The sequence below is a fragment of the Yoonia rosea genome (genome assembly GCF_900156505.1).
Lineage (GTDB): Bacteria > Pseudomonadota > Alphaproteobacteria > Rhodobacterales > Rhodobacteraceae > Yoonia > Yoonia rosea.
Map to the genome: position 1 here is coordinate 167638 of NZ_FTPR01000004.1, position 17897 is coordinate 185534.

Below are 17897 nucleotides of genomic sequence, written 5' to 3' on the forward strand. Positions count from 1 at the left end.
GTGAACGCGGGCCGGAAAGTTTGATTTTTTCTCTTATGAGCTTTCATCACGCGTGGTGAAAAAGATTCTTCCTCAAGGCCGTCGAAGCCGTTTGTATCGCCGATTCATCGCTTCTAAGCTGGCGCTGAATTTGCACGTGAAGGAGCCCCGCAATGCAGCAACATATACGCATGGGCGTAGATATCGGCGGGACCTTTACGGATGTGGTGTTGGAGGTGGGGGATGCGCCCTATTCCACCAAGGTACTGACCACCTATGCCGCCCCCGAAAACGCAATTATCGAAGGGATGCATCAGGTCTGTGACAAGGCAGGTATCAAGCCTTCCCAGATCGACCAGATCATCCACGGCACAACCCTTGCCACCAACGCGCTGATCGAACGGCGTGGGGCGAAAACAGCGCTGATTACCACTGAAGGCTTCCGTGATGTCACCGAGATGCGCACCGAAAGCCGCTTTGAACAATATGATCTTAACCTGCAACTGCCCGAACCGCTCTTGCCGCGCCAACACCGCTTTACGCTCAAAGAACGCATTGACGCGCGGGGCGACGTGCTGGTGGCGCTGGACCGCGCCGATGTTGAAACACTTGCTGATGAAATGGCTTCTTACGGCTTTGAAAGCATCGCTATCGGCTTGCTCCACGCCTATCTCAATGACAGCCACGAACGCATGATCCGCGAGGTCTTTGCGCAAAAGCTGCCCGATGTGATGATTTCGCTTTCATCCGAAGTGTCGCCGCAGATGCGCGAGTATGAACGCTTCAATACGACAGTTGCCAACGCCTATATCAAACCGCTGATGAAGTCCTATCTGGGCCGTCTGAAAGGGCGCCTGACCAATGAAGGGGCGGCTTGTCCCATCTTTCTGATGCACTCGGGGGGCGGGATTATCAGCCTTGAGAGCGCGGCTGAATTCCCTGTCCGGCTGGTTGAATCCGGTCCTGCGGGCGGTGCGGTCTTTGCCGCCGATATTGCGGCCCGCTATGGCCTGAACAAGGTACTGTCCTTTGATATGGGCGGGACAACGGCCAAGATTTGCCTGATCAAAAATCAAACTCCCAAGACCGCACGCGTCTTTGAGGTTGCGCGCACCTATCGCTTCAAAAAGGGCTCGGGCATGCCCATCTCGATCCCTGTCATTGATATGGTCGAAATCGGGGCAGGGGGCGGCAGCCTTGCCCATGTGGATGCGATGCGCCAGATCCGTGTTGGCCCCGAAAGTGCAGGATCAGAGCCGGGTCCAGCCTGCTACGGACGCGGCGGTGCGCGCCCTGCAGTAACGGATGCGGACCTGACACTGGGCAAGCTGGATCCCGACCATTTCGCAGGGGGGGCGATCAAACTTGATGCTGCTGCCGCGTCGCAGGCGCTGGGCACGTTAGGTGCGCCGCTCGAAATGGATGCGCAAATGGCGGCCTTCGGGCTGGCTGAAGTGGTCGATGAAAACATGGCCAATGCTGCGCGCGTACATGCGGTGGAAAACGGTGAAGATCTTGCCAACTACACCATGATTGCCTTTGGTGGCGCGGCACCGCTGCACGCGGGACGGCTTTGTGAAAAACTTGGCATCGACCGCTTGCTGGTGCCAACCGGCGCAGGTGTCGGTTCGGCGATCGGTTTCCTGCGCGCGCCATTCAGCTTTGAAGCGACCCGCAGTGTTTACATGAAGCTTTCCGGTTTTGCGCCGCAGGTGGTCAAGACGCTGCTTGCTGAAATGGAGGCCGAAGCCACGGGTTTCGTGCGCACCTGTGACGCTGATGCGCCGATCAAAGCTGAATTCAAGGTCTATATGCGCTACACTGGCCAAGGCTGGGAAATCCCGATCAGCTTGACGCCCGAGCAAGCGCAGACCCCTGATGCGGCAGAGTTCCTTGCACTTTTTGAGGCGGATTATACTACGCTCTTCGGGCGCACGGTGGCAGGGATGGATGTTGAAATCACCGTCTGGGCTGTGAACGCGACGACCGAGGTGGCGGCTGTTGAAACGCTTGGCGCAACGCCCGGCGGCAAGGGTGCAGTGTCGGTTAACACCCGCGCGCTTTTTGATCCGATCAAAGGCGCGCCTTCCGCCGCGGCCATCGTTCCGCGTGCAGCCCTCTGTGCCGGTGATTGGGTCGCGGGCCCTGCGCTGATCACCGAGGATGAAACGACCATCGTCGTTCCCGCAAGTCGCACCGCCACAGCACGCCCCGATGGTACCATCGACATTACGGAGAAACGCACATGAGCAACGTTGCATTCCAGGTGATGTGGAACCGCCTGATCTCGGTCGTCGAGGAACAGGCGCAGGCGCTGGTCCGTACCGCATTTTCGACTTCTGTGCGCGAAGCAGGCGATCTCTCGGCCGGGGTTTACAACGCTGACGGCCTCATGCTCGCACAGGCGGTTACAGGCACGCCCGGCCATGTGAATGCGATGGCCGATGCTGTCGCGCATTTCATCCGCCGGATTGGCCGTGAGAATATCCAAGAAGGCGACGTCTATATCACCAACGATCCATGGGAAGGCACCGGCCATCTGCATGATATCACCGTCGTGACGCCGTCATTTCATAACGGTCACCACGCAGGCTTTTTCGCCTGTACCGCCCATGTGGTCGATATTGGCGGGCGGGGTTTTGGCGCGGATGCGGCAAGCGTTTACGAAGAGGGTATCTATATCCCGATTATGAAATTCGCGGATCGCGGTAAGGTGGATGAAACCCTGATCCGCCTGTTGCGCGGCAATGTGCGCGAACCCGATCAGCTGATCGGTGATATCTATGCGCTGGCCACCTGCAATGAGATCGGACACCGGCGGCTGACAGAAATGATGGACGAATTCGGCCTCGGCGACCTGACAGGGATCGGTGATTTCATCCTCGAAAATTCGCGCCGCGCCACGCTGGAACGCATCGCGGCGCTACCGCGCGAAACCGCGACAGGGGCGATGCGGATTGACGGGTTTGACCGGCCTATTGATCTGAAGGTCAGGCTCGAGATCGCAGAGGACCGGATTTCATGTGATTTCGCGGGCACCTCTGGTGTGGATAAAAAAGGTATCAACGTGCCCATGGTCTATACCAAGGCTTATGCCTGCTACGCGCTCAAATGCGCCATCGCCCCAGAAATCCCCAACAATGCCGCGTCGCTGGCTCCGTTTGAGGTGACAGCTCCTGTCGATAGCATCGTCAACGCAGTCCACCCCGCGCCGGTCGCCTTGCGCCACATCATCGGCCATATGATCCCCGATGCGGTCTATGATGCGCTGGATAAAATTTTGCCCGCAACCGTGCCTGCCGAAGGGGCTGGGTGTCTGTGCAATTTCCAGGTCTCGTTACGGCCTGCGGCGGGCCACCAAGGGCGCAGGTCCGAGGTGCTGACCTTCAACTCTGGCGGTGCAGGTGCGCGGCCCACCGTGGACGGACTGAATGCGACGGCCTTTCCTTCGGGCGTGATGACCATGCCGATCGAGGCGACGGAACATACAGGCCCGGTCATTATCTGGCGCAAGGAACTGCGTCCTGACAGTGGTGGCGCTGGGCAGTACCGCGGCGGTCTGGGGCAATATATGGAGGTCGGTGCCACGGCAGGGCATGAATTTGATTTCTCGGCCATGTTTGACCGTGTCGATCATCCTGCGCGCGGGCGGCAGGGCGGGCAGGGTGGCGCACCGACAGCAATTGCGCAGGATGATGGCACCGCAATGCAAGGCAAAGGCAAGCAGTTTGTCCCCGAAGGCCGACGCGTCATGCTGGCTTTGCCCGGAGGCGCAGGCTATGGCCCCGCCTCCGCACGCGATCCCGCGCTTGTGAAACGTGATCTTGCCCGTGGGTATATTTCGGCGACATCTGCCCGTGATGATTATGGTCTGAGCGAGGATGAAATCGCGGCTGTTCTTGCGGCTGTCAGCAAAGGGGAAACCGTGTGATGCAAGCGCCTGAGCACGCAAACTATGACGTCGTCATCGTCGGTGGGGCGATCTACGGATCGGCCGTCGCTTGGTTCCTGACTGACAACCCTGATTTTGACGGCACAATCTTGGTCGTTGAACGCGACCCGACCTATGAATTCGCCTCGACCTCGCACACCAATTCCTGCATCCGCCAGCAGTTCAGCGAGGAAATCAACGTGCGGATTTCCCAGTTTGCGGCGGACTATATCAAGAATTTCCGCAGCCATATGGGGGGCGATGCCCGCATCCCGCAACCGCTGATCCATAGTTTCGGCTATCTTTATCTGGCAGATAACGCAGGTTTTGCCGCAGCGCTGCGCGAAGCCCAGAAAATTCAGGCGGCTTGCGGTGCGGGCACGCGCCATATGAGCCGTGATGAAATCGCGCAGGCCTATCCGTTCTATCAGCTCGATGACATCATCGCAGGCAACCACAATACAGTGGATGAAGGGTATTTCGACGGTCACACGCTTTTCGACTGGTGGCGGCGCATGGCGAAAGAGCGCGGCGTGACCTTCCTGACCAACGAAGTGGTTGCGATGAACCGCAACGCCGCAGGCACCCGCGTGGAGAGTGTGATCCTCAAATCAGGCGAGGTTGTGGGCTGCGGCACGGTCGTCAACGCCTCGGGTCCGCGCGCTTTGCTCACCGCCCGTATGGCGGGTATCGACATGCCCGTCGAGCCGCGCAAACGTTACACCTTTGTCTTTGAAGCGGCAGAACCGCTGGACCGCGATCTGCCACTGACGATTGACCCCTCGGGCGTACATATGCGTACCGATGGCGCCTATTATATGGCGGGCTGTCCGCCCGATGACGACGGGCCTGTCGATTATGCCGATTTCGCCGCTGACCATAGCATCTGGGAAGACAAGGTCTGGCCGATCCTCGCGACCCGTATCCCGCAATTCGAGGCGCTGAAGCTGCGCAATGCGTGGGTCGGGCATTACGCCTACAATACCTTTGACCAGAACGCTATTTTGGGGGCACACGACGCGGTCGCGAACTTTGTTTTTGTGAACGGGTTCTCGGGCCATGGTTTGCAGCAATCCCCTGCCATCGGGCGCGGCACGGCGGAATTGATCACTTACGGGGAATATCGCACGCTGGATCTGACCCCGTTGAACTTTACCCGCATTGCGCAAGGCGCCCGATTTGTCGAAAAGGCCGTGATATGAAGATGGCGCCCAACCCCTTTCTGGCCGCAATCCGTGCAGGCCGTCCGCAAATCGGGCTATGGATCAGCCTGTCGCACAATTATACCGCCGAGGTCGTGGCAGGTGCAGGCTATGATTGGCTCTTGGTTGATATGGAGCACACACCCAGCGATCTGGCGACCGTTCTGGGCCAACTGCAGGCGATTGCAGCGCATGGGTCAACCGCCCTCGTGCGCCCACCCTGGAACGACACTGTGATGGTGAAGCGCCTTTTGGACATGGGCGCGCCGGGGTTGCTTTTCCCGATGGTCCAGTCGGTGCAGGAAGCGCAGGCCGCCGTCGCCGCCTGTCGTTATCCACCCCAAGGTGTGCGGGGCGTGGCTGGGTCCATCCGCGCCAACAACTTTGGGCGGATCACCGACTATTATGCCAAAGCAGGTGATGAAACAGCCGTGCTGGTGCAGGTCGAAACCCGCATGGCCGTGGCGCAGGCGTTAGAGATCGGTCAGGTCGCCGGGGTGGATGGTGTCTTTTTCGGACCCGCCGATATTGCAGCGGATATGGGGCTACTCGGCAAACACATGTCGCAGGAAGTCTGGGACCTGATCCTGCCTGCGGCGCGCAAGCTGATGGATGCGGGCATCCCTGTGGGCACCTTGGTGACGGACCCTGTGTTCGCTGCAAAGCTGCTCTCTGACGGGTTCACCTTTGTGGCCTGCGGCACGGATACGAATTTGCTGGCCAAAGGGGCCGATGCATTGCTGGCGCAGATGCGCGCAGCGACAGAAAGGGAAGACACATGAAGAAACTCGTTCTCACAGGGGCCGCGGGCCGTCTTGGATCATATCTGCGCGAGCCGCTGACAAAGATGTGCGATGAGCTTGTCTCGACTGATCGCGTTGATGATATCGGCACGCTTTATCCAGGCGAAAGTTATGTGCAGGCCGATCTTTCCAGCCTTGATGCCATGCTCGAGGTGATCAAAGGGGCCGATATGGTTGTCCATTTCGGGGCTATCGGGGATGAGGCGCCATGGGATGATATCCTGCAATCCAACATCATTGGCGCCTATAACGTCTGGGAGGCGGCCTATCGTTGCGGCGTCAAACGTGTGGTCTATGCCAGTTCTGTCCATGCGGTGGGCATGCACCTGAAAACCGACACCATTGGATTGGACGCACCCCACCGCCCTGACACCTACTATGGGCTGGCCAAATGCTTTTGTGAGGATCTGGCCAGCCTTTATTGGGACAAGCGCGGGGTCGAAAGCGTATGCATGCGCATTTTCTCTTGTGCGCAGGCCACCAATGCCCGCAGCATCGGCACGTGGCTGTCCTATGACGATCTGATCCATCTTGTGGAACGGTCCATCGACAGCCCCGTGGTGGGGTTCACCGTGGTCTACGGCATTTCCAATAATGACCGCGCGGTGGTTGATAATAGCAAGGCAGGCCATCTGGGGTATCGGCCGAAAGACAACGCCGAGGTTTTCGCCAAAGCGGTCTTTGCCGATACCCCGCCGCTGGACAACAAGGACCTAGCCAATCTGTGTATCGGCGGGCCTTTCGCGACGGTGGAACTGGGCAACTCTGGTGTGGCCGCCCTTGGCGTTGTGGATGATCGCAAGGAAACCTAGCGTTTGCGCCCTTGCGCCACCCACATCCCTGCAAGGATCAGACCGACACCTAAAGTGCGCGCCCACAGATTGCCGGGCGCGCCCATCACGATATCCAGCAACACGCCGGAAATCATCTGCCCTGCGATGATCAAAAGCGCCGTTTGCGCCGCCCCGATCCGCGCGATCAGCCAGCTTCCAGCAGCGATAAAGACCACACCCACAGGCCCGCCCAAAAAAGCCCACCAAGGGGCCTCGGCGGGGTCGCCGGCAAAAAGCCCGCCGACCGCCAAGGCAACACAGGTGATAAAGACCAGCCCCACCAGATGATTCCAGAACGATGATTCCATCGCCGAGGTCGACAGCGCCAAGCGCCCGTTGATCTGGCGGCTGAGTGACACCAGAACGCCGGCAAGAATGGCGAGGGCGGCAAAAAAGATCATGTGCCGCTGCCAAAAAAGATCAGGATCAGACTGCCCGCGATGATCAGCGCCAAAGCCACAAAATCGCGCCGCACCGGCATCCGCTGCGGCAGGCCGAACAACCCGCGCATATCGGCAAACAGGCTAAACACCATCTGGCCCGCCAGCCCCAGTGCAATGGTCCCTGACAGGGCCAGCGCTGAATTCAACGTGGCCGATGTCAACATCACCGTTACTGCCCCTGACACGCCGCCCAGATAGACCCAGAGCGGCGGGCGCGTCGCCTGCGCACGTTTTGGACGCAAGACAAGCAAAAACAATAGCGCCGCGACACTGCCCGTCAGATGGGGCACCCATGATGCAAAGAACAGCGACCCGTAGGCCGCCAAAGTACCATTGAAGAGCACCATAAAAGATAACAACCCGCCCGTGCCAAAGGCGGCGGCAAAATGCAGTGGATGATTTGAAAGCTCAGGCTGCGACATAGTCGCAGGTGTCACTCTTTAGACGCGGGAACGCAATTGCTGTTGGCGCTTTATCGCACCAAAATATTGCTTGGGCCGCTCGGGACGTGACGATTTGATATCGCGCAGTTTGCCGATTAGCTCCCGCCCGGCCCTGGGCAGCCCGTAAGATGCATAGCGCGACATCCACGAGGGCAGTTCTTCTACCGCATGGGCATGCAGGACCATCTTTCTTTCCTGCGCAGTCAACTGGTCAAAAGGCACCTCACAGGTTTCCCTGCGCATCAGGTCAACACAAAGCGCCATCAGGCTCTGTTCCGCGTCATCAAGGGTTGGGACAGCAAATGTTGTGAGATACCGGTCAGCCAATTGATCATTCAACTTGGCGAAGCGACGCCGCACCAATTGATGACCAAAAAGCCAGATTGCCGCAACACTCATGAACAAGAACAAAATACTCACTGGCAACACCGATCCATTTTACCGCCCCATGATACCTTATGTAGTACACGTTTGTCGATAATTCGTCTTAATTAGTACATTCCCAAGTCGTTCAGATAACAGAAGATGAATATGTCGTTTCGTCGTTGACACCTCATGCAGCCGCTTTATAAGCCGCTCATTCATTGGTGTTGGTGGCCCGCGCAAGCGGAACCCTGTCGTCCCGGCCAAATCCGGGGAAAGGACAACGCCCTTCGCAATATAAAGAAGGAGATCAGCGTATGACCAAACGTACCGCTGCCAAGTACAAAATTGACCGCCGGATGGGCGAAAACATCTGGGGTCGTCCAAAATCACCCGTCAACCGTCGTGAATACGGCCCCGGCCAGCACGGTCAGCGCCGCAAGGGCAAACTGTCCGACTTCGGAACACAGCTGCGCGCGAAGCAAAAGCTGAAGGGGTATTACGGCGACCTGACCGAAAAGCAGTTCCGCCGCATTTATGGCGAAGCCGAGCGTGTAAAAGGCGATACAGGTGAAAACCTGATCGGTCTGCTCGAGCGTCGTTTGGATGCCGTTGTTTACCGCGCCAAATTCGTGCCAACTGTTTTTGCTGCCCGCCAGTTCGTGAACCACGGCCACGTCACAGTGAACGGCAAGCGCGTCAACATCCCGTCCTACCGCGTAAAAGAAGGTGACGTGATCGAAGTGCGCCAGAAGTCCAAGCAGCTTGAGCTGGTTCTGGTTGCGTCCCAACTGCCAGAGCGCGATGTGCCTGATTACATGGACGTCGACCATAACAAGATGACAGCGACCTTCGTGCGCACACCGGGCCTTGGCGATGTGCCATATCCGGTCACGATGGAACCAAACCTCGTCGTCGAATTCTACGCCAAGAACTAATCTTGGCAATTCTTCGGCGATATGCCGGAGCACACTCTTCAAGGCCGCTCCGATCCGGGGCGGCCTTTTCATTTCCAAGGCCCACCAATCCACTGGCTTTGCATCCTGCGGGGCGATAGAACGGGCGAAACGAGACGGGAACGGACTTTCATGGCGGACGGCATTCAACCCCAACCGGGCATTCTGGACATCGCACTTTACAAAGGTGGCGATGCACATCTGGACGGCGTCAGCAATGTGCTCAAGCTGTCGTCAAACGAAAACCCTTTAGGTCCAAGCGATGCCGTCAAAGAGGCTATTGTGCGGGCAACCCATGACTTGCACCGCTACCCGCCAACCGACCACGCGAAACTGCGTGCAGCCATAGCAGAGGTCTGGCATGTCGATGCCGAGCGTATTTTCTGCGGCGTTGGTTCTGGCGATGTCCTGAAACTTCTGGCAGAAGCCTATGCCGGCCCCGGTGATGAGGTTGTCTTTACCGAACACGGGTTTTCCATGTATCCGATCTATGCCCACGCCTGTGGCGCAACCCCTGTGGTGGCGCCCGAGAACGAGCGCGTCGTTGATGTGGATGCGGTCCTTGCGGCCTGCACGGATAAAACCAAACTGGTCTTTATTGCCAATCCGGCCAACCCCACGGGCACGATGATCGGCAGCGCCGAGGTGGCACGTCTGGCCGAGGGTCTTCCGCCGCAAGCGCTTTTGGTGCTGGACGGCGCATATGCGGAATTTGTCGACGGGTTCGACGCAGGCAAAGCCTTGGTCGAATCCCGCGAGAATGTCTTCATGTCGCGCACGTTTTCGAAAATCTACGGGCTTGGCGGTATGCGTGTGGGTTGGGGCTATGGCCCTCAGGCGATCATTGATGTGCTCAATCGCATCAGAGGGCCTTTCAATCTTTCTTCAGCTGCACTCGCTGCAGCGGAAGCAGCGGTGCGCGATACCGCGCATACCGAAAAATGCCGTATCGAGAACGCCAAATGGCGTGACTGGCTCGCCAATGCGCTTGCCGAACTGGGCGTGCCGTCTGATACCTCAACCGCCAACTTTATCCTTGCGCGGTTTGCCGATGAGGCCGAGGCTTCGGCCTGCGACGCGCACCTGCGCGCCAATGGGATCATCGTGCGCCGTGTCGCGGGTTACGGCCTGCCGCATTGCCTGCGGATTACGATCGGTGATGAAAGCGCCTGTCGCCGCGTGGCCCATGCGGTTGCGCAGTTCAAAGGGGCCAAGTGATGGCCCGGATTTACGACCGCGTTGCGCTGATCGGGCTTGGCCTGATTGCCTCATCCATGTGCCACGCCATGCGGCGGGCGGGGCTTGCCGGTGAGATCGTCGGCTACGCACGGTCGGCCGAAACGCGCGACACGGCGCGTGAAATCGGGCTTTGCGATCAGATTTATGACACGGCAGCAGAGGCGGCCAAAGATGCGGACCTCGTCGTGCTTTGCGTGCCGGTTGGCGCTATGGAAAGCGTCGCGCAGGAAATCGCTCCGGTCCTGAAACAAGGTGCCACTGTCAGTGATGTCGGTTCTGTCAAAAGCACGGTGATCGAAGCCGTTGGTCCGCATATCCCCGAGGGTGTACACTTTGTTCCGGCGCACCCGCTGGCAGGCACCGAACATTCGGGCCCGCGCTCTGGCTTTGCGGAGCTTTTTGACAACCGTTTTTGCATCATCGTCCCTGTTGAGGGGACAGATCGTGCTGCCGTTGACCGACTGATCGACCTTTGGCGCGGCATGGGTGCATTGATTGATGAAATGGATGCCGAACACCACGATCTGGTGCTTGCCGTGACCAGTCACACGCCACACCTGATTGCCTACACGATGGTCGGTGTCGCAGACGATCTGCGCCGTGTCACTGATAGCGAAGTGATCAAATACTCCGCCGCCGGATTTCGTGATTTCACCCGTATCGCGGCGTCGGACCCTGTCATGTGGCGCGATGTTTTCCTGAACAACAAAGAAGCGACACTGGAAATTCTGGGACGTTTCACCGAAGAATTGTTCGCGCTGCAACGCGCCATCCGCCAAGGGGATGGGGATCATTTGCATGACTATTTCACCCGCACCCGCGCGATCCGGCGCGGCATTATTGAAGCGGGCCAGGATACGGATGCACCTGATTTTGGCCGCGTGAAAGTGCGCAAAGAGTGAAGCGCTGGGCGATCCTTTGTATCGCCATGGTCCTGTCTGGCCCTTTGCACGCGCAAGATAGTGTCCGCCCCGTGGCGCGCTCTGTGTCCGAAGTGCCGCCGGCAGATATCGTCAGACCTGTGTCGCGCCCCGCCGAGCGCCCGCTTCTGGAATATGGCGCGCAGACCCGACCACTGTTCCGCGCTGAACGCAACCTTTTCGCCTTTAGTCCGAATGCCATCGCGCAGTCTCTGCGTCCTGCACTACGTCCTGCGTCGATCGAAGCCGCTGCAGAAGAACGGCGCCTTGCAAGGGCACGCGGGCAGGTCTGCGGCAATCCCGCGATCCAAGGAACGGTCGTCGGCATGATCAACGGGGCAGGGGCCTGCGGGGTGACGGATGCGGTGAAACTGCGCTCTGTTGCCGGTGTCTCGCTCAGGCCGCAGCCGACGATTGATTGCCGCACAGCGCGTGCGCTGAACACGTGGGTCGAACGTGGCGTCCTGCCTGCGGTGGGCGGCGAGGGTGGTGGCGTGTCCTCTTTACGCGTTGTGTCACACTATGCCTGCCGGACGCGGAACAACCAACCTGGTGGGCGGCTTTCGGAACATGCTTTTGGACGGGCGATTGATATTGCGGGCATCCAGTTGCGTGATGGCAGCGAGATGACGTTGCTGACCGATTGGAACTCAGCTGATCACGGGGCGCAATTGCGCGCAATGTGGCGGGCGGCGTGTGGACCATTTGGCACAGTGCTTGGCCCCGAAGCCAACCGGTTTCACCGCGATCATTTTCATTTCGACACAGCGCGCTATCGCAGCGGGTCATACTGTCGTTAAACGCGCCCCAAGCCGCGCATCGGTGGGAGCATTGTGCCACAAACGATAGCGGTCAGGACACGGGGCGCTGGCGGGATTTGCGACACCGGATAAAGCAACCGGTCACGCAAAACAGGTAACCATTTGCTGTCTGATTGATACTGGGGGGTGAATGCTGCACTCATCGTCTGGTACGCCATGACGTGCCAACGGCGTGCTTTGGCATAGAGTGCCAAGGCGGCCTCACCGTCTGCTTTCTCAAAGGCGCGCGCCAATGCCAGCGCATCAAGCAAAGCCATGTTTGCCCCTTGCCCCAACTGTGGGCTGGCGCGATGCGCGGCGTCTCCAATGTGGACCAGCCCAGAGGACCAGGGTCTGCGTAAGGTCCCATGGGAATAGCGGGCCATCGTCATCTGCTCTTGTGATGTCACCTGCGCCGCAAATGGTGCGAAGGCTGGCCAGAGGCTCTCAGCCTCGGACTTCCACCTTTCCAGGCCCCCAGCAATCCATTGATCGTAGCGATCGCGCGGCATCGACCAGAAGATTGCAGCCTTCGGAGTTGTGTCTCCGGGCAAGGTACCAATCGGCAGTACGCCAATCATGCGGTCGGCACGGCGATAGCATTGACTGAGCTGGGACATGGGCAGGTCCGTTTCCGGCCAGTCCACGGTTCCCCAAATTGCGCCATAGGGCAGGGGGCGGTCACGCAATGGCGACAGGGGCGAATTCGCACCAGCACTGTCCACAACCAGATCGAATGGTCCATGGCTTTGGCCATTTGCCACTGTGATCATGCCTGCATGGGTATGCGTGACGATGCTCTGTGTATGAAGCGCAATATCGCGGGTCTTGACCTGATCCAAAAGCGCTTCGAACAGGCTGGCACGGTGAATGGCCAGCCCGAATTGACCGCTGCGATCCTTATTATACCAGACATTCAGGACTTTGCGGTGGTGATCAGCTTCATGCCCCAGCATCCGTTGAATAGGATTGCCGCTGCGCCGCACCGCGTCGCCCGCACCAACAGCGTCAAGAACAGCCTGCCCGATGGGCTGGATCACAAGGCCTGATCCAACAGGCTTGGGGCGATCGAATTGATCAAAAATCACCACTGCATGGCCACGATCGGCAAACAGAATGGCGGCGGCCAAACCGCCAATTCCGGCCCCGACGACCGCTATGGAGGAACGCTTTTTCATGGCGCCTTTCTGGTGATGTGCTGCGGGAACTGCAATGCGGTTTATTGGCCAATTGCAAGGAAGAGGCATGATGATGTGATCGTCACCTGAGGCAGAAATCTGTGGCGACAGAATCAGGCAAGAGTTGGCTTTACCCTTTTGCATGCTGGGCCTATAAGCGCACACATGTTGCGGCAGATGATCATAAGCATTATTTGCCCGGCGGCCTGAAACCTTTCACGCCTGCCGGGAAAAGGTGTCAGCGTGTGCGCACCGATCCAACACGATTTCCTTAAATGACTGCTTAGAGGACGCCACCCATGTGCGCCGAAACACCCGACTATAAACAAACCCTGAACCTGCCAAAGACCGACTTTCCCATGCGGGCCGGACTGCCCAAGCGCGAGCCCGAGTGGCTTGAACGCTGGGCGCAAATCGGGGTCTATGACCGCCTGCGCGAAAAGGCCGAAGGGCGCAAACCTTTCACCCTCCACGATGGCCCACCCTATGCCAACGGGCATCTGCACATCGGCCACGCGCTGAACAAGATCCTCAAGGATATGGTTGTGCGCAGCCAGCAGATGATGGGCCGCGATGCGCGTTATGTGCCGGGCTGGGATTGCCATGGTCTGCCGATTGAATGGAAGATCGAGGAAAAATACCGCGCCAAAGGCCGCGACAAGGATGACGTGGATGTCGTCGATTTCCGTCAGGAATGCCGCAAGTTTGCCGAAGGCTGGGTTGATATCCAGCGCGAGGAATTCAAGCGTCTGGGCATCACCGGCAACTGGGCCGATCCGTACCTCACAATGAATTTCCACGCCGAGCGCGTGATTGCCGAAGAGTTCCAGAAATTCCTGATGAACGGCACGCTTTATCAAGGCTCCAAGCCTGTGATGTGGTCGCCGGTTGAAAAGACCGCTCTGGCCGAGGCCGAGGTGGAATACCACGACCGCCAGACCGACGCGATCTGGGTGCGTTTTCCTGTGGTTGCCACTGACGCGGCTGACTTGGGCAACGCCAAAGTCCTGATCTGGACCACGACCCCCTGGACGATCCCGCAGAACCGCGCGGTTTGCTTTGGGCCGGCTATCACATACGGCCTCTATGAAATCATCGGTCGTCCCGAAGAATGCTGGGCAGAAATCGGTGAGAAAATCCTTGTGGCCGATGCACTGGCCGAAGAGGTTTTTGCTGCCGGTCGTCTGGTCGGTGACGAAATGATCCGCCGTCTGCGCGATGTGACCGCAGAAGAGCTCTCGGCGCTCACTCTAGCGCATCCTCTGCGCGGCGCCGATGGCGCAAATGGCGAATGGGACTTTGATGTGCCACTTCTGCCCGGTGATCACGTGACCAATGACGCCGGTACAGGCTTTGTGCACACAGCACCCAGCCACGGTGATGACGACTATGCCATCGGGGTCAAGCACGGCCTGCCGATGACCTATAATATCCTTGACGATAGTTCTTACCGCGATGATCTGCCCTTCTTTGCGGGCGAGTGCATTCTGAAGCCCAACGGAAAACCCGGTGGTGCCAACAAGGCCGTCATCGACAAACTGGTCGCGGTCGGCGCGCTGCTGGCGCGTAAACGCATCACGATCTCGGACGCCCATAGCTGGCGGTCCAAAGCGCCCGTCATCCGTCTAAACCGCCCGCAGTGGTTTGCCGCGATCGACAAAGCCGTCGGTGACGGGCAGGACACCTATGGCACCACGATCCGCGAACGTGCGCTGCGCTCGATCGACGAATTGGTGACTTGGACGCCCAAAACTGGGCGCAACCGCCTGTACTCCATGATCGAAGCGCGCCCTGACTGGGTGCTGTCGCGTCAGCGCGCATGGGGTGTGCCGCTGACCTGTTTCGTCAAGAAAGACACGCAGCCCACTGACCCCGATTATCTGCTGCGCGATCCAGAGGTAAACGCGCGGATCCTCGATGCTTTCGAGATCGAAGGTGCCGATGCTTGGTACAAAGAGGGCGCGAAAGAGCGGTTCTTGGGCAATGCTGTGAACCACGACGACTATGTGCAGGTGTTCGACATTTTGGACGTGTGGTTCGACAGTGGTTCGACCCATGCTTTCGTGCTGCGCGACCGCGCCGACGGGTCCGAGGACGGTATGGCCGATCTCTACCTCGAAGGCACCGACCAGCACCGCGGATGGTTCCATTCCTCGATGTTGCAGGCCTGTGGCACGATGGGCCACGCGCCTTATCGCGGGGTTCTGACCCACGGGTTTACGCTGGATCAGAAGGGCATGAAGATGTCCAAATCCATCGGCAACACCATCGCACCCGAGCAGGTGGTCAACCAATATGGCGCGGATATCCTGCGTCTTTGGGTGGCGCAGTCGGACTATACGGCTGACCTGCGGATCGGGGATGAAATCCTGAAAGGTGTGGCCGACAGCTATCGCCGCCTGCGCAACACGATGCGTTATATGCTGGGGTCACTGGCCGATTTCACCGAAGGTGACCGGATCGCCCCCGCCGACATGCCCGAGCTAGAACGCTGGGTCCTGCACCGTCTGGCCGAACTGGATACCCAAGTGCGCGAAGGCTATGCGCGCTATGATTTCCAAGGCGTGTTTCAGGCGGTGTTTACCTTTGCCACGGTTGAGCTTTCGGCCTTCTACTTTGATATCCGCAAGGACGCGCTTTATTGCGATGGCGACACGACCCGCCGCCGTGCTGCGCGCACCGTGCTGGATATCCTTTTCCACCGCCTGACCAAATGGTTAGCGCCAATGCTTACTTTCACAATGGAAGAGGTCTGGCTGGAACGGTTCGGGGCGGAGGATAGCTCGGTCCACCTTGAGGATTTCGCTGAAACACCCGCCGAGTGGCGTGACGATGCGCTGGCTGCGAAATGGGCCGAAGTACGCAAGGTGCGTCGCGTCGTGACTGGCGCGCTCGAGGTCGAGCGTACGGCAAAGGTCATCGGTGCCTCGCTTGAAGCGGCACCGACCGTCTATGTCAACGCGGACACCGCCAAGCTGTTGGAAACTGTCAGCTTCGATGATCTCTGCATCACATCGGGCATCGTTGTTTCAACGGATGACGCACCTGAAGGGGCGTTCACCTTGGATGAAGTTGCCAATGTTGCCGTGGTCTTTGGCCGTGCGGAAGGCGAGAAATGCCAGCGCTGCTGGAAGATCCTGCCCGATGTCGGCACCCATACACACGCAGGTGTCTGCGGGCGCTGTAACGAAGCGCTTGGCTGATGGAATATGGTGATCCCCAATCGGTTGCACGCATGCGGGCGGATTTCGACCGTCAGGGTGCGATGCAGACCATGGGGATCACTGTTGCGGACGTGGTACCGGGCCGTGTGGTTCTGGAAATGCCATTCAATCCGGCGTTTTCCCAGCATCACGGGTTTATCCATGCCGGCACGATCACATCGGGCATGGATAGCGCCTGCGGCTTTGCCGCGCTGACGTTGATGGATGCGGAAAGCGAGGTGCTGACCGTGGAATTCAAATGCAGCTTCATGGCACCCGCAAAGGGGCAGTCATTCCGGTTTGAAGGCAATGTGCTCAAATCGGGCCGCACCCTGACATTCACCGAAGGGCGCGCCATCGCCATTGATGGGATGCAGGAAAAGATGATCGCCACGATCACGGCCACCATGATGGCGGTGCGCGGTCTTAAGCCGTGATTTGCGCCAATTCGCCCGTGGGCGCGTTGGGGGCCGATGCGGTCGATGGTGCGGTGACGGCCTTGCATTGGGGCCGCAGCGGTACGCTGACCGAAGGGCCACTATACCAGCAGATGGCGGATGAACTTGCCGCTTACTTTACAGGAACGCTCCGGCAGTTCCGCACGCCTGTGGCACCACGGGGCAGTGTGTTTCAACAGCGCTTTTATGCAGCACTTTGCGCCATCCCCTATGGCGAAACCCGCACCTATGGTGATCTGGCCAAAACGCTTGATGTTTCCGCCCAAGCCATCGGGCAGGCCTGCGGGGCAAATCCGATTGCCATCATTATCCCGTGTCACCGCGTCTTGGCGGCCAATGGTTTGGGCGGGTATTCAGGTGCTGGCGGGATTGAGGCGAAGGTCGCCTTGCTGCGGCTTGAAGGGGCCGCAGGCCTTTTGATCTAGGCGGCTTTGCGTTCTGGGATGATCTGCTGGGCGACACCTGCAAAAAGCAGGTAAACCGACGTGAGCACCAGCCCCCAATGCGCCCAGCTGTTGGGATAAAAATCCACCCAAGCGGCCCAGCCTGCAAAGAATGTCCACCCCAATGCCATCGGCAAGGTGACCACCCTCCAACGCTCGGTCCGGACTGGATGGACGAATTTCAGCGGCGCGAACATGGTGACGGCAAGACTGCCGACCAGGACAAGAGACACCCAGAAATTGGGCTGCAAAGCAAAGATCACCAGCACCAGCATGTTCCAGCATCCGGGAAACCCGGAGAACGAATTATCCTTTGTTTTCATCCGGGTGTCGGCAAAATACATGGCGGATGCAAAGGTGATGATGATGATCGCGAACCAGCCCGTCCAACCGGGCAAGAGGCCTGATTTGAAAAGTGCATAGGCCGGCACAAAGACATAGGTCAGGTAATCAATGATCAGGTCGAGCAGCACACCGTCAAAGGCGGGCGCGTTGGTTTTGACGTCATATTTGCGCGCGAGCGGTCCATCAATGCCATCGACAAAAAACGCAACCACCAGCCACAGGAACATCAGGCTCCATTGTTCCTCAACTGCGGCCAGCATTGCCAGCATGGCAAAAACGGCGCCGGTGGCAGTAAGAAGATGAACAAGAAGGGCTTTGGTGCGAAGTGTCATTGAACCGTCATGAGCGAAAAAGCGCG

Annotated in this window: 17 protein-coding genes; 12 read left to right on the forward strand and 5 right to left on the reverse strand. The window is 58.7% G+C overall.

The window, feature by feature from the left end:
* The first annotated feature begins 152 nt into the window (after positions 1-152).
* From B0B09_RS17020 to B0B09_RS17040, 5 genes are read left to right on the forward strand one after another with little or no spacing between them, the layout of a single operon-like run.
* A complete protein-coding gene (locus tag B0B09_RS17020; protein WP_076661086.1) occupies positions 153-2228 on the forward strand; it encodes a hydantoinase/oxoprolinase family protein in 2076 nt (691 codons plus the stop codon).
* Positions 2225-3910: a hydantoinase B/oxoprolinase family protein gene (locus tag B0B09_RS17025; RefSeq protein ID WP_076661087.1), complete on the forward strand. Its 1686-nt coding sequence runs from the start codon at positions 2225-2227 to the stop codon at positions 3908-3910. Before B0B09_RS17020 ends, B0B09_RS17025 begins: the two co-directional genes overlap by 4 nt.
* A complete protein-coding gene (locus tag B0B09_RS17030) occupies positions 3910-5112 on the forward strand; it encodes an NAD(P)/FAD-dependent oxidoreductase (RefSeq protein ID WP_076661088.1) in 1203 nt (400 codons plus the stop codon). The genes B0B09_RS17025 and B0B09_RS17030 overlap by 1 nt, the downstream gene beginning before the upstream one ends.
* Positions 5109-5894, forward strand: a complete 786-nt coding sequence (locus tag B0B09_RS17035) for an HpcH/HpaI aldolase family protein (protein WP_076661089.1) — start codon at positions 5109-5111, stop codon at positions 5892-5894. Before B0B09_RS17030 ends, B0B09_RS17035 begins: the two co-directional genes overlap by 4 nt.
* Complete coding sequence (locus B0B09_RS17040; protein ID WP_076661090.1) at positions 5891-6727, forward strand: NAD-dependent epimerase/dehydratase family protein; 837 nt, start codon at positions 5891-5893, stop codon at positions 6725-6727. The genes B0B09_RS17035 and B0B09_RS17040 overlap by 4 nt, the downstream gene beginning before the upstream one ends.
* On the opposite strand, the gene B0B09_RS17045 is transcribed toward B0B09_RS17040, so the two are convergent.
* From B0B09_RS17045 to B0B09_RS17055, 3 genes are read right to left on the reverse strand one after another with little or no spacing between them, the layout of a single operon-like run.
* Positions 6724-7149: a DMT family transporter gene (locus tag B0B09_RS17045; RefSeq protein ID WP_076661091.1), complete on the reverse strand. Its 426-nt coding sequence runs from the start codon at positions 7147-7149 to the stop codon at positions 6724-6726. The genes B0B09_RS17040 and B0B09_RS17045 overlap by 4 nt on opposite strands.
* Positions 7146-7613: a DMT family transporter gene (locus B0B09_RS17050; protein WP_076661092.1), complete on the reverse strand. Its 468-nt coding sequence runs from the start codon at positions 7611-7613 to the stop codon at positions 7146-7148. Before B0B09_RS17050 ends, B0B09_RS17045 begins: the two co-directional genes overlap by 4 nt.
* Positions 7614-7631: 18 nt before the next feature.
* Positions 7632-8033 (reverse strand): hypothetical protein, encoded by a 402-nt coding sequence (locus B0B09_RS17055; protein WP_076661093.1) that lies wholly within the window; start codon positions 8031-8033, stop codon positions 7632-7634.
* Positions 8034-8314: 281 nt separating this feature from the next.
* On the opposite strand from B0B09_RS17055, the gene rpsD reads away from it, so the two are divergent.
* The 4 genes from rpsD (at position 8315) to B0B09_RS17075 (ending at position 11912) form a co-directional block, all read left to right on the forward strand.
* The gene (gene rpsD, locus B0B09_RS17060) at positions 8315-8935 is read left to right on the forward strand and encodes a 30S ribosomal protein S4 (RefSeq protein ID WP_055296059.1); all 621 of its coding nucleotides are present in this window, start codon (positions 8315-8317) and stop codon (positions 8933-8935) included.
* Positions 8936-9085: 150 nt separating this feature from the next.
* On the forward strand, positions 9086-10171 hold the full coding sequence (hisC, locus tag B0B09_RS17065) for a histidinol-phosphate transaminase (protein ID WP_076661094.1): 1086 nt from the start codon (positions 9086-9088) through the stop codon (positions 10169-10171).
* A complete protein-coding gene (locus tag B0B09_RS17070; RefSeq protein WP_207552172.1) occupies positions 10171-11094 on the forward strand; it encodes a prephenate/arogenate dehydrogenase family protein in 924 nt (307 codons plus the stop codon). Before hisC ends, B0B09_RS17070 begins: the two co-directional genes overlap by 1 nt.
* Entirely contained in the window at positions 11091-11912 is an 822-nt protein-coding gene (locus B0B09_RS17075; RefSeq protein ID WP_076661096.1) for an extensin-like domain-containing protein, read from the forward strand. The genes B0B09_RS17070 and B0B09_RS17075 overlap by 4 nt, the downstream gene beginning before the upstream one ends.
* Here B0B09_RS17075 and B0B09_RS17080 read toward each other — a convergent pair.
* A complete protein-coding gene (locus tag B0B09_RS17080) occupies positions 11909-13090 on the reverse strand; it encodes an FAD-dependent oxidoreductase (RefSeq protein ID WP_076661185.1) in 1182 nt (393 codons plus the stop codon). The genes B0B09_RS17075 and B0B09_RS17080 overlap by 4 nt on opposite strands.
* Positions 13091-13389: 299 nt before the next feature.
* Between B0B09_RS17080 and ileS the strand changes: the two genes are divergently transcribed.
* Genes ileS through B0B09_RS17095 form a run of 3 tightly spaced genes read left to right on the forward strand, consistent with a single transcriptional unit; the run spans position 13390 to position 17176 of the window.
* Positions 13390-16293, forward strand: coding sequence for an isoleucine--tRNA ligase (gene ileS / locus B0B09_RS17085; protein WP_076661097.1), 2904 nt, complete (start codon positions 13390-13392; stop codon positions 16291-16293).
* On the forward strand, positions 16293-16730 hold the full coding sequence (locus tag B0B09_RS17090; protein ID WP_076661098.1) for a PaaI family thioesterase: 438 nt from the start codon (positions 16293-16295) through the stop codon (positions 16728-16730). Before ileS ends, B0B09_RS17090 begins: the two co-directional genes overlap by 1 nt.
* Positions 16727-17176, forward strand: a complete 450-nt coding sequence (locus tag B0B09_RS17095) for a methylated-DNA--[protein]-cysteine S-methyltransferase (RefSeq protein ID WP_076661099.1) — start codon at positions 16727-16729, stop codon at positions 17174-17176. The genes B0B09_RS17090 and B0B09_RS17095 overlap by 4 nt, the downstream gene beginning before the upstream one ends.
* On the opposite strand, the gene B0B09_RS17100 is transcribed toward B0B09_RS17095, so the two are convergent.
* Positions 17173-17871: a CDP-alcohol phosphatidyltransferase family protein gene (locus tag B0B09_RS17100; protein WP_055296053.1), complete on the reverse strand. Its 699-nt coding sequence runs from the start codon at positions 17869-17871 to the stop codon at positions 17173-17175. The genes B0B09_RS17095 and B0B09_RS17100 overlap by 4 nt on opposite strands.
* Positions 17872-17897 lie beyond the last annotated feature (26 nt).

Excerpts from the sequence above, each read along its gene's own strand:
- B0B09_RS17080 (WP_076661185.1), bottom strand. The coding sequence starts at position 13,090 with ATGAAAAAGCGTTCCTCCATAGCGGTCGTCGGGGCCGGAATTGGCGGT.
- B0B09_RS17020 (WP_076661086.1), top strand. The coding sequence starts at position 153 with ATGCAGCAACATATACGCATGGGCGTAGATATCGGCGGGACCTTTACG.
- B0B09_RS17040 (WP_076661090.1), top strand. The coding sequence starts at position 5,891 with ATGAAGAAACTCGTTCTCACAGGGGCCGCGGGCCGTCTTGGATCATAT.
- rpsD (WP_055296059.1), top strand. The coding sequence starts at position 8,315 with ATGACCAAACGTACCGCTGCCAAGTACAAAATTGACCGCCGGATGGGC.
- B0B09_RS17070 (WP_207552172.1), top strand. The coding sequence starts at position 10,171 with ATGGCCCGGATTTACGACCGCGTTGCGCTGATCGGGCTTGGCCTGATT.
- B0B09_RS17090 (WP_076661098.1), top strand. The coding sequence starts at position 16,293 with ATGGAATATGGTGATCCCCAATCGGTTGCACGCATGCGGGCGGATTTC.
- ileS (WP_076661097.1), top strand. The coding sequence starts at position 13,390 with ATGTGCGCCGAAACACCCGACTATAAACAAACCCTGAACCTGCCAAAG.
- B0B09_RS17025 (WP_076661087.1), top strand. The coding sequence starts at position 2,225 with ATGAGCAACGTTGCATTCCAGGTGATGTGGAACCGCCTGATCTCGGTC.
- B0B09_RS17100 (WP_055296053.1), bottom strand. The coding sequence starts at position 17,871 with ATGACACTTCGCACCAAAGCCCTTCTTGTTCATCTTCTTACTGCCACC.
- B0B09_RS17050 (WP_076661092.1), bottom strand. The coding sequence starts at position 7,613 with ATGTCGCAGCCTGAGCTTTCAAATCATCCACTGCATTTTGCCGCCGCC.
- B0B09_RS17055 (WP_076661093.1), bottom strand. The coding sequence starts at position 8,033 with ATGAGTGTTGCGGCAATCTGGCTTTTTGGTCATCAATTGGTGCGGCGT.
- B0B09_RS17030 (WP_076661088.1), top strand. The coding sequence starts at position 3,910 with ATGCAAGCGCCTGAGCACGCAAACTATGACGTCGTCATCGTCGGTGGG.
- hisC (WP_076661094.1), top strand. The coding sequence starts at position 9,086 with ATGGCGGACGGCATTCAACCCCAACCGGGCATTCTGGACATCGCACTT.
- B0B09_RS17035 (WP_076661089.1), top strand. The coding sequence starts at position 5,109 with ATGAAGATGGCGCCCAACCCCTTTCTGGCCGCAATCCGTGCAGGCCGT.
- B0B09_RS17045 (WP_076661091.1), bottom strand. The coding sequence starts at position 7,149 with ATGATCTTTTTTGCCGCCCTCGCCATTCTTGCCGGCGTTCTGGTGTCA.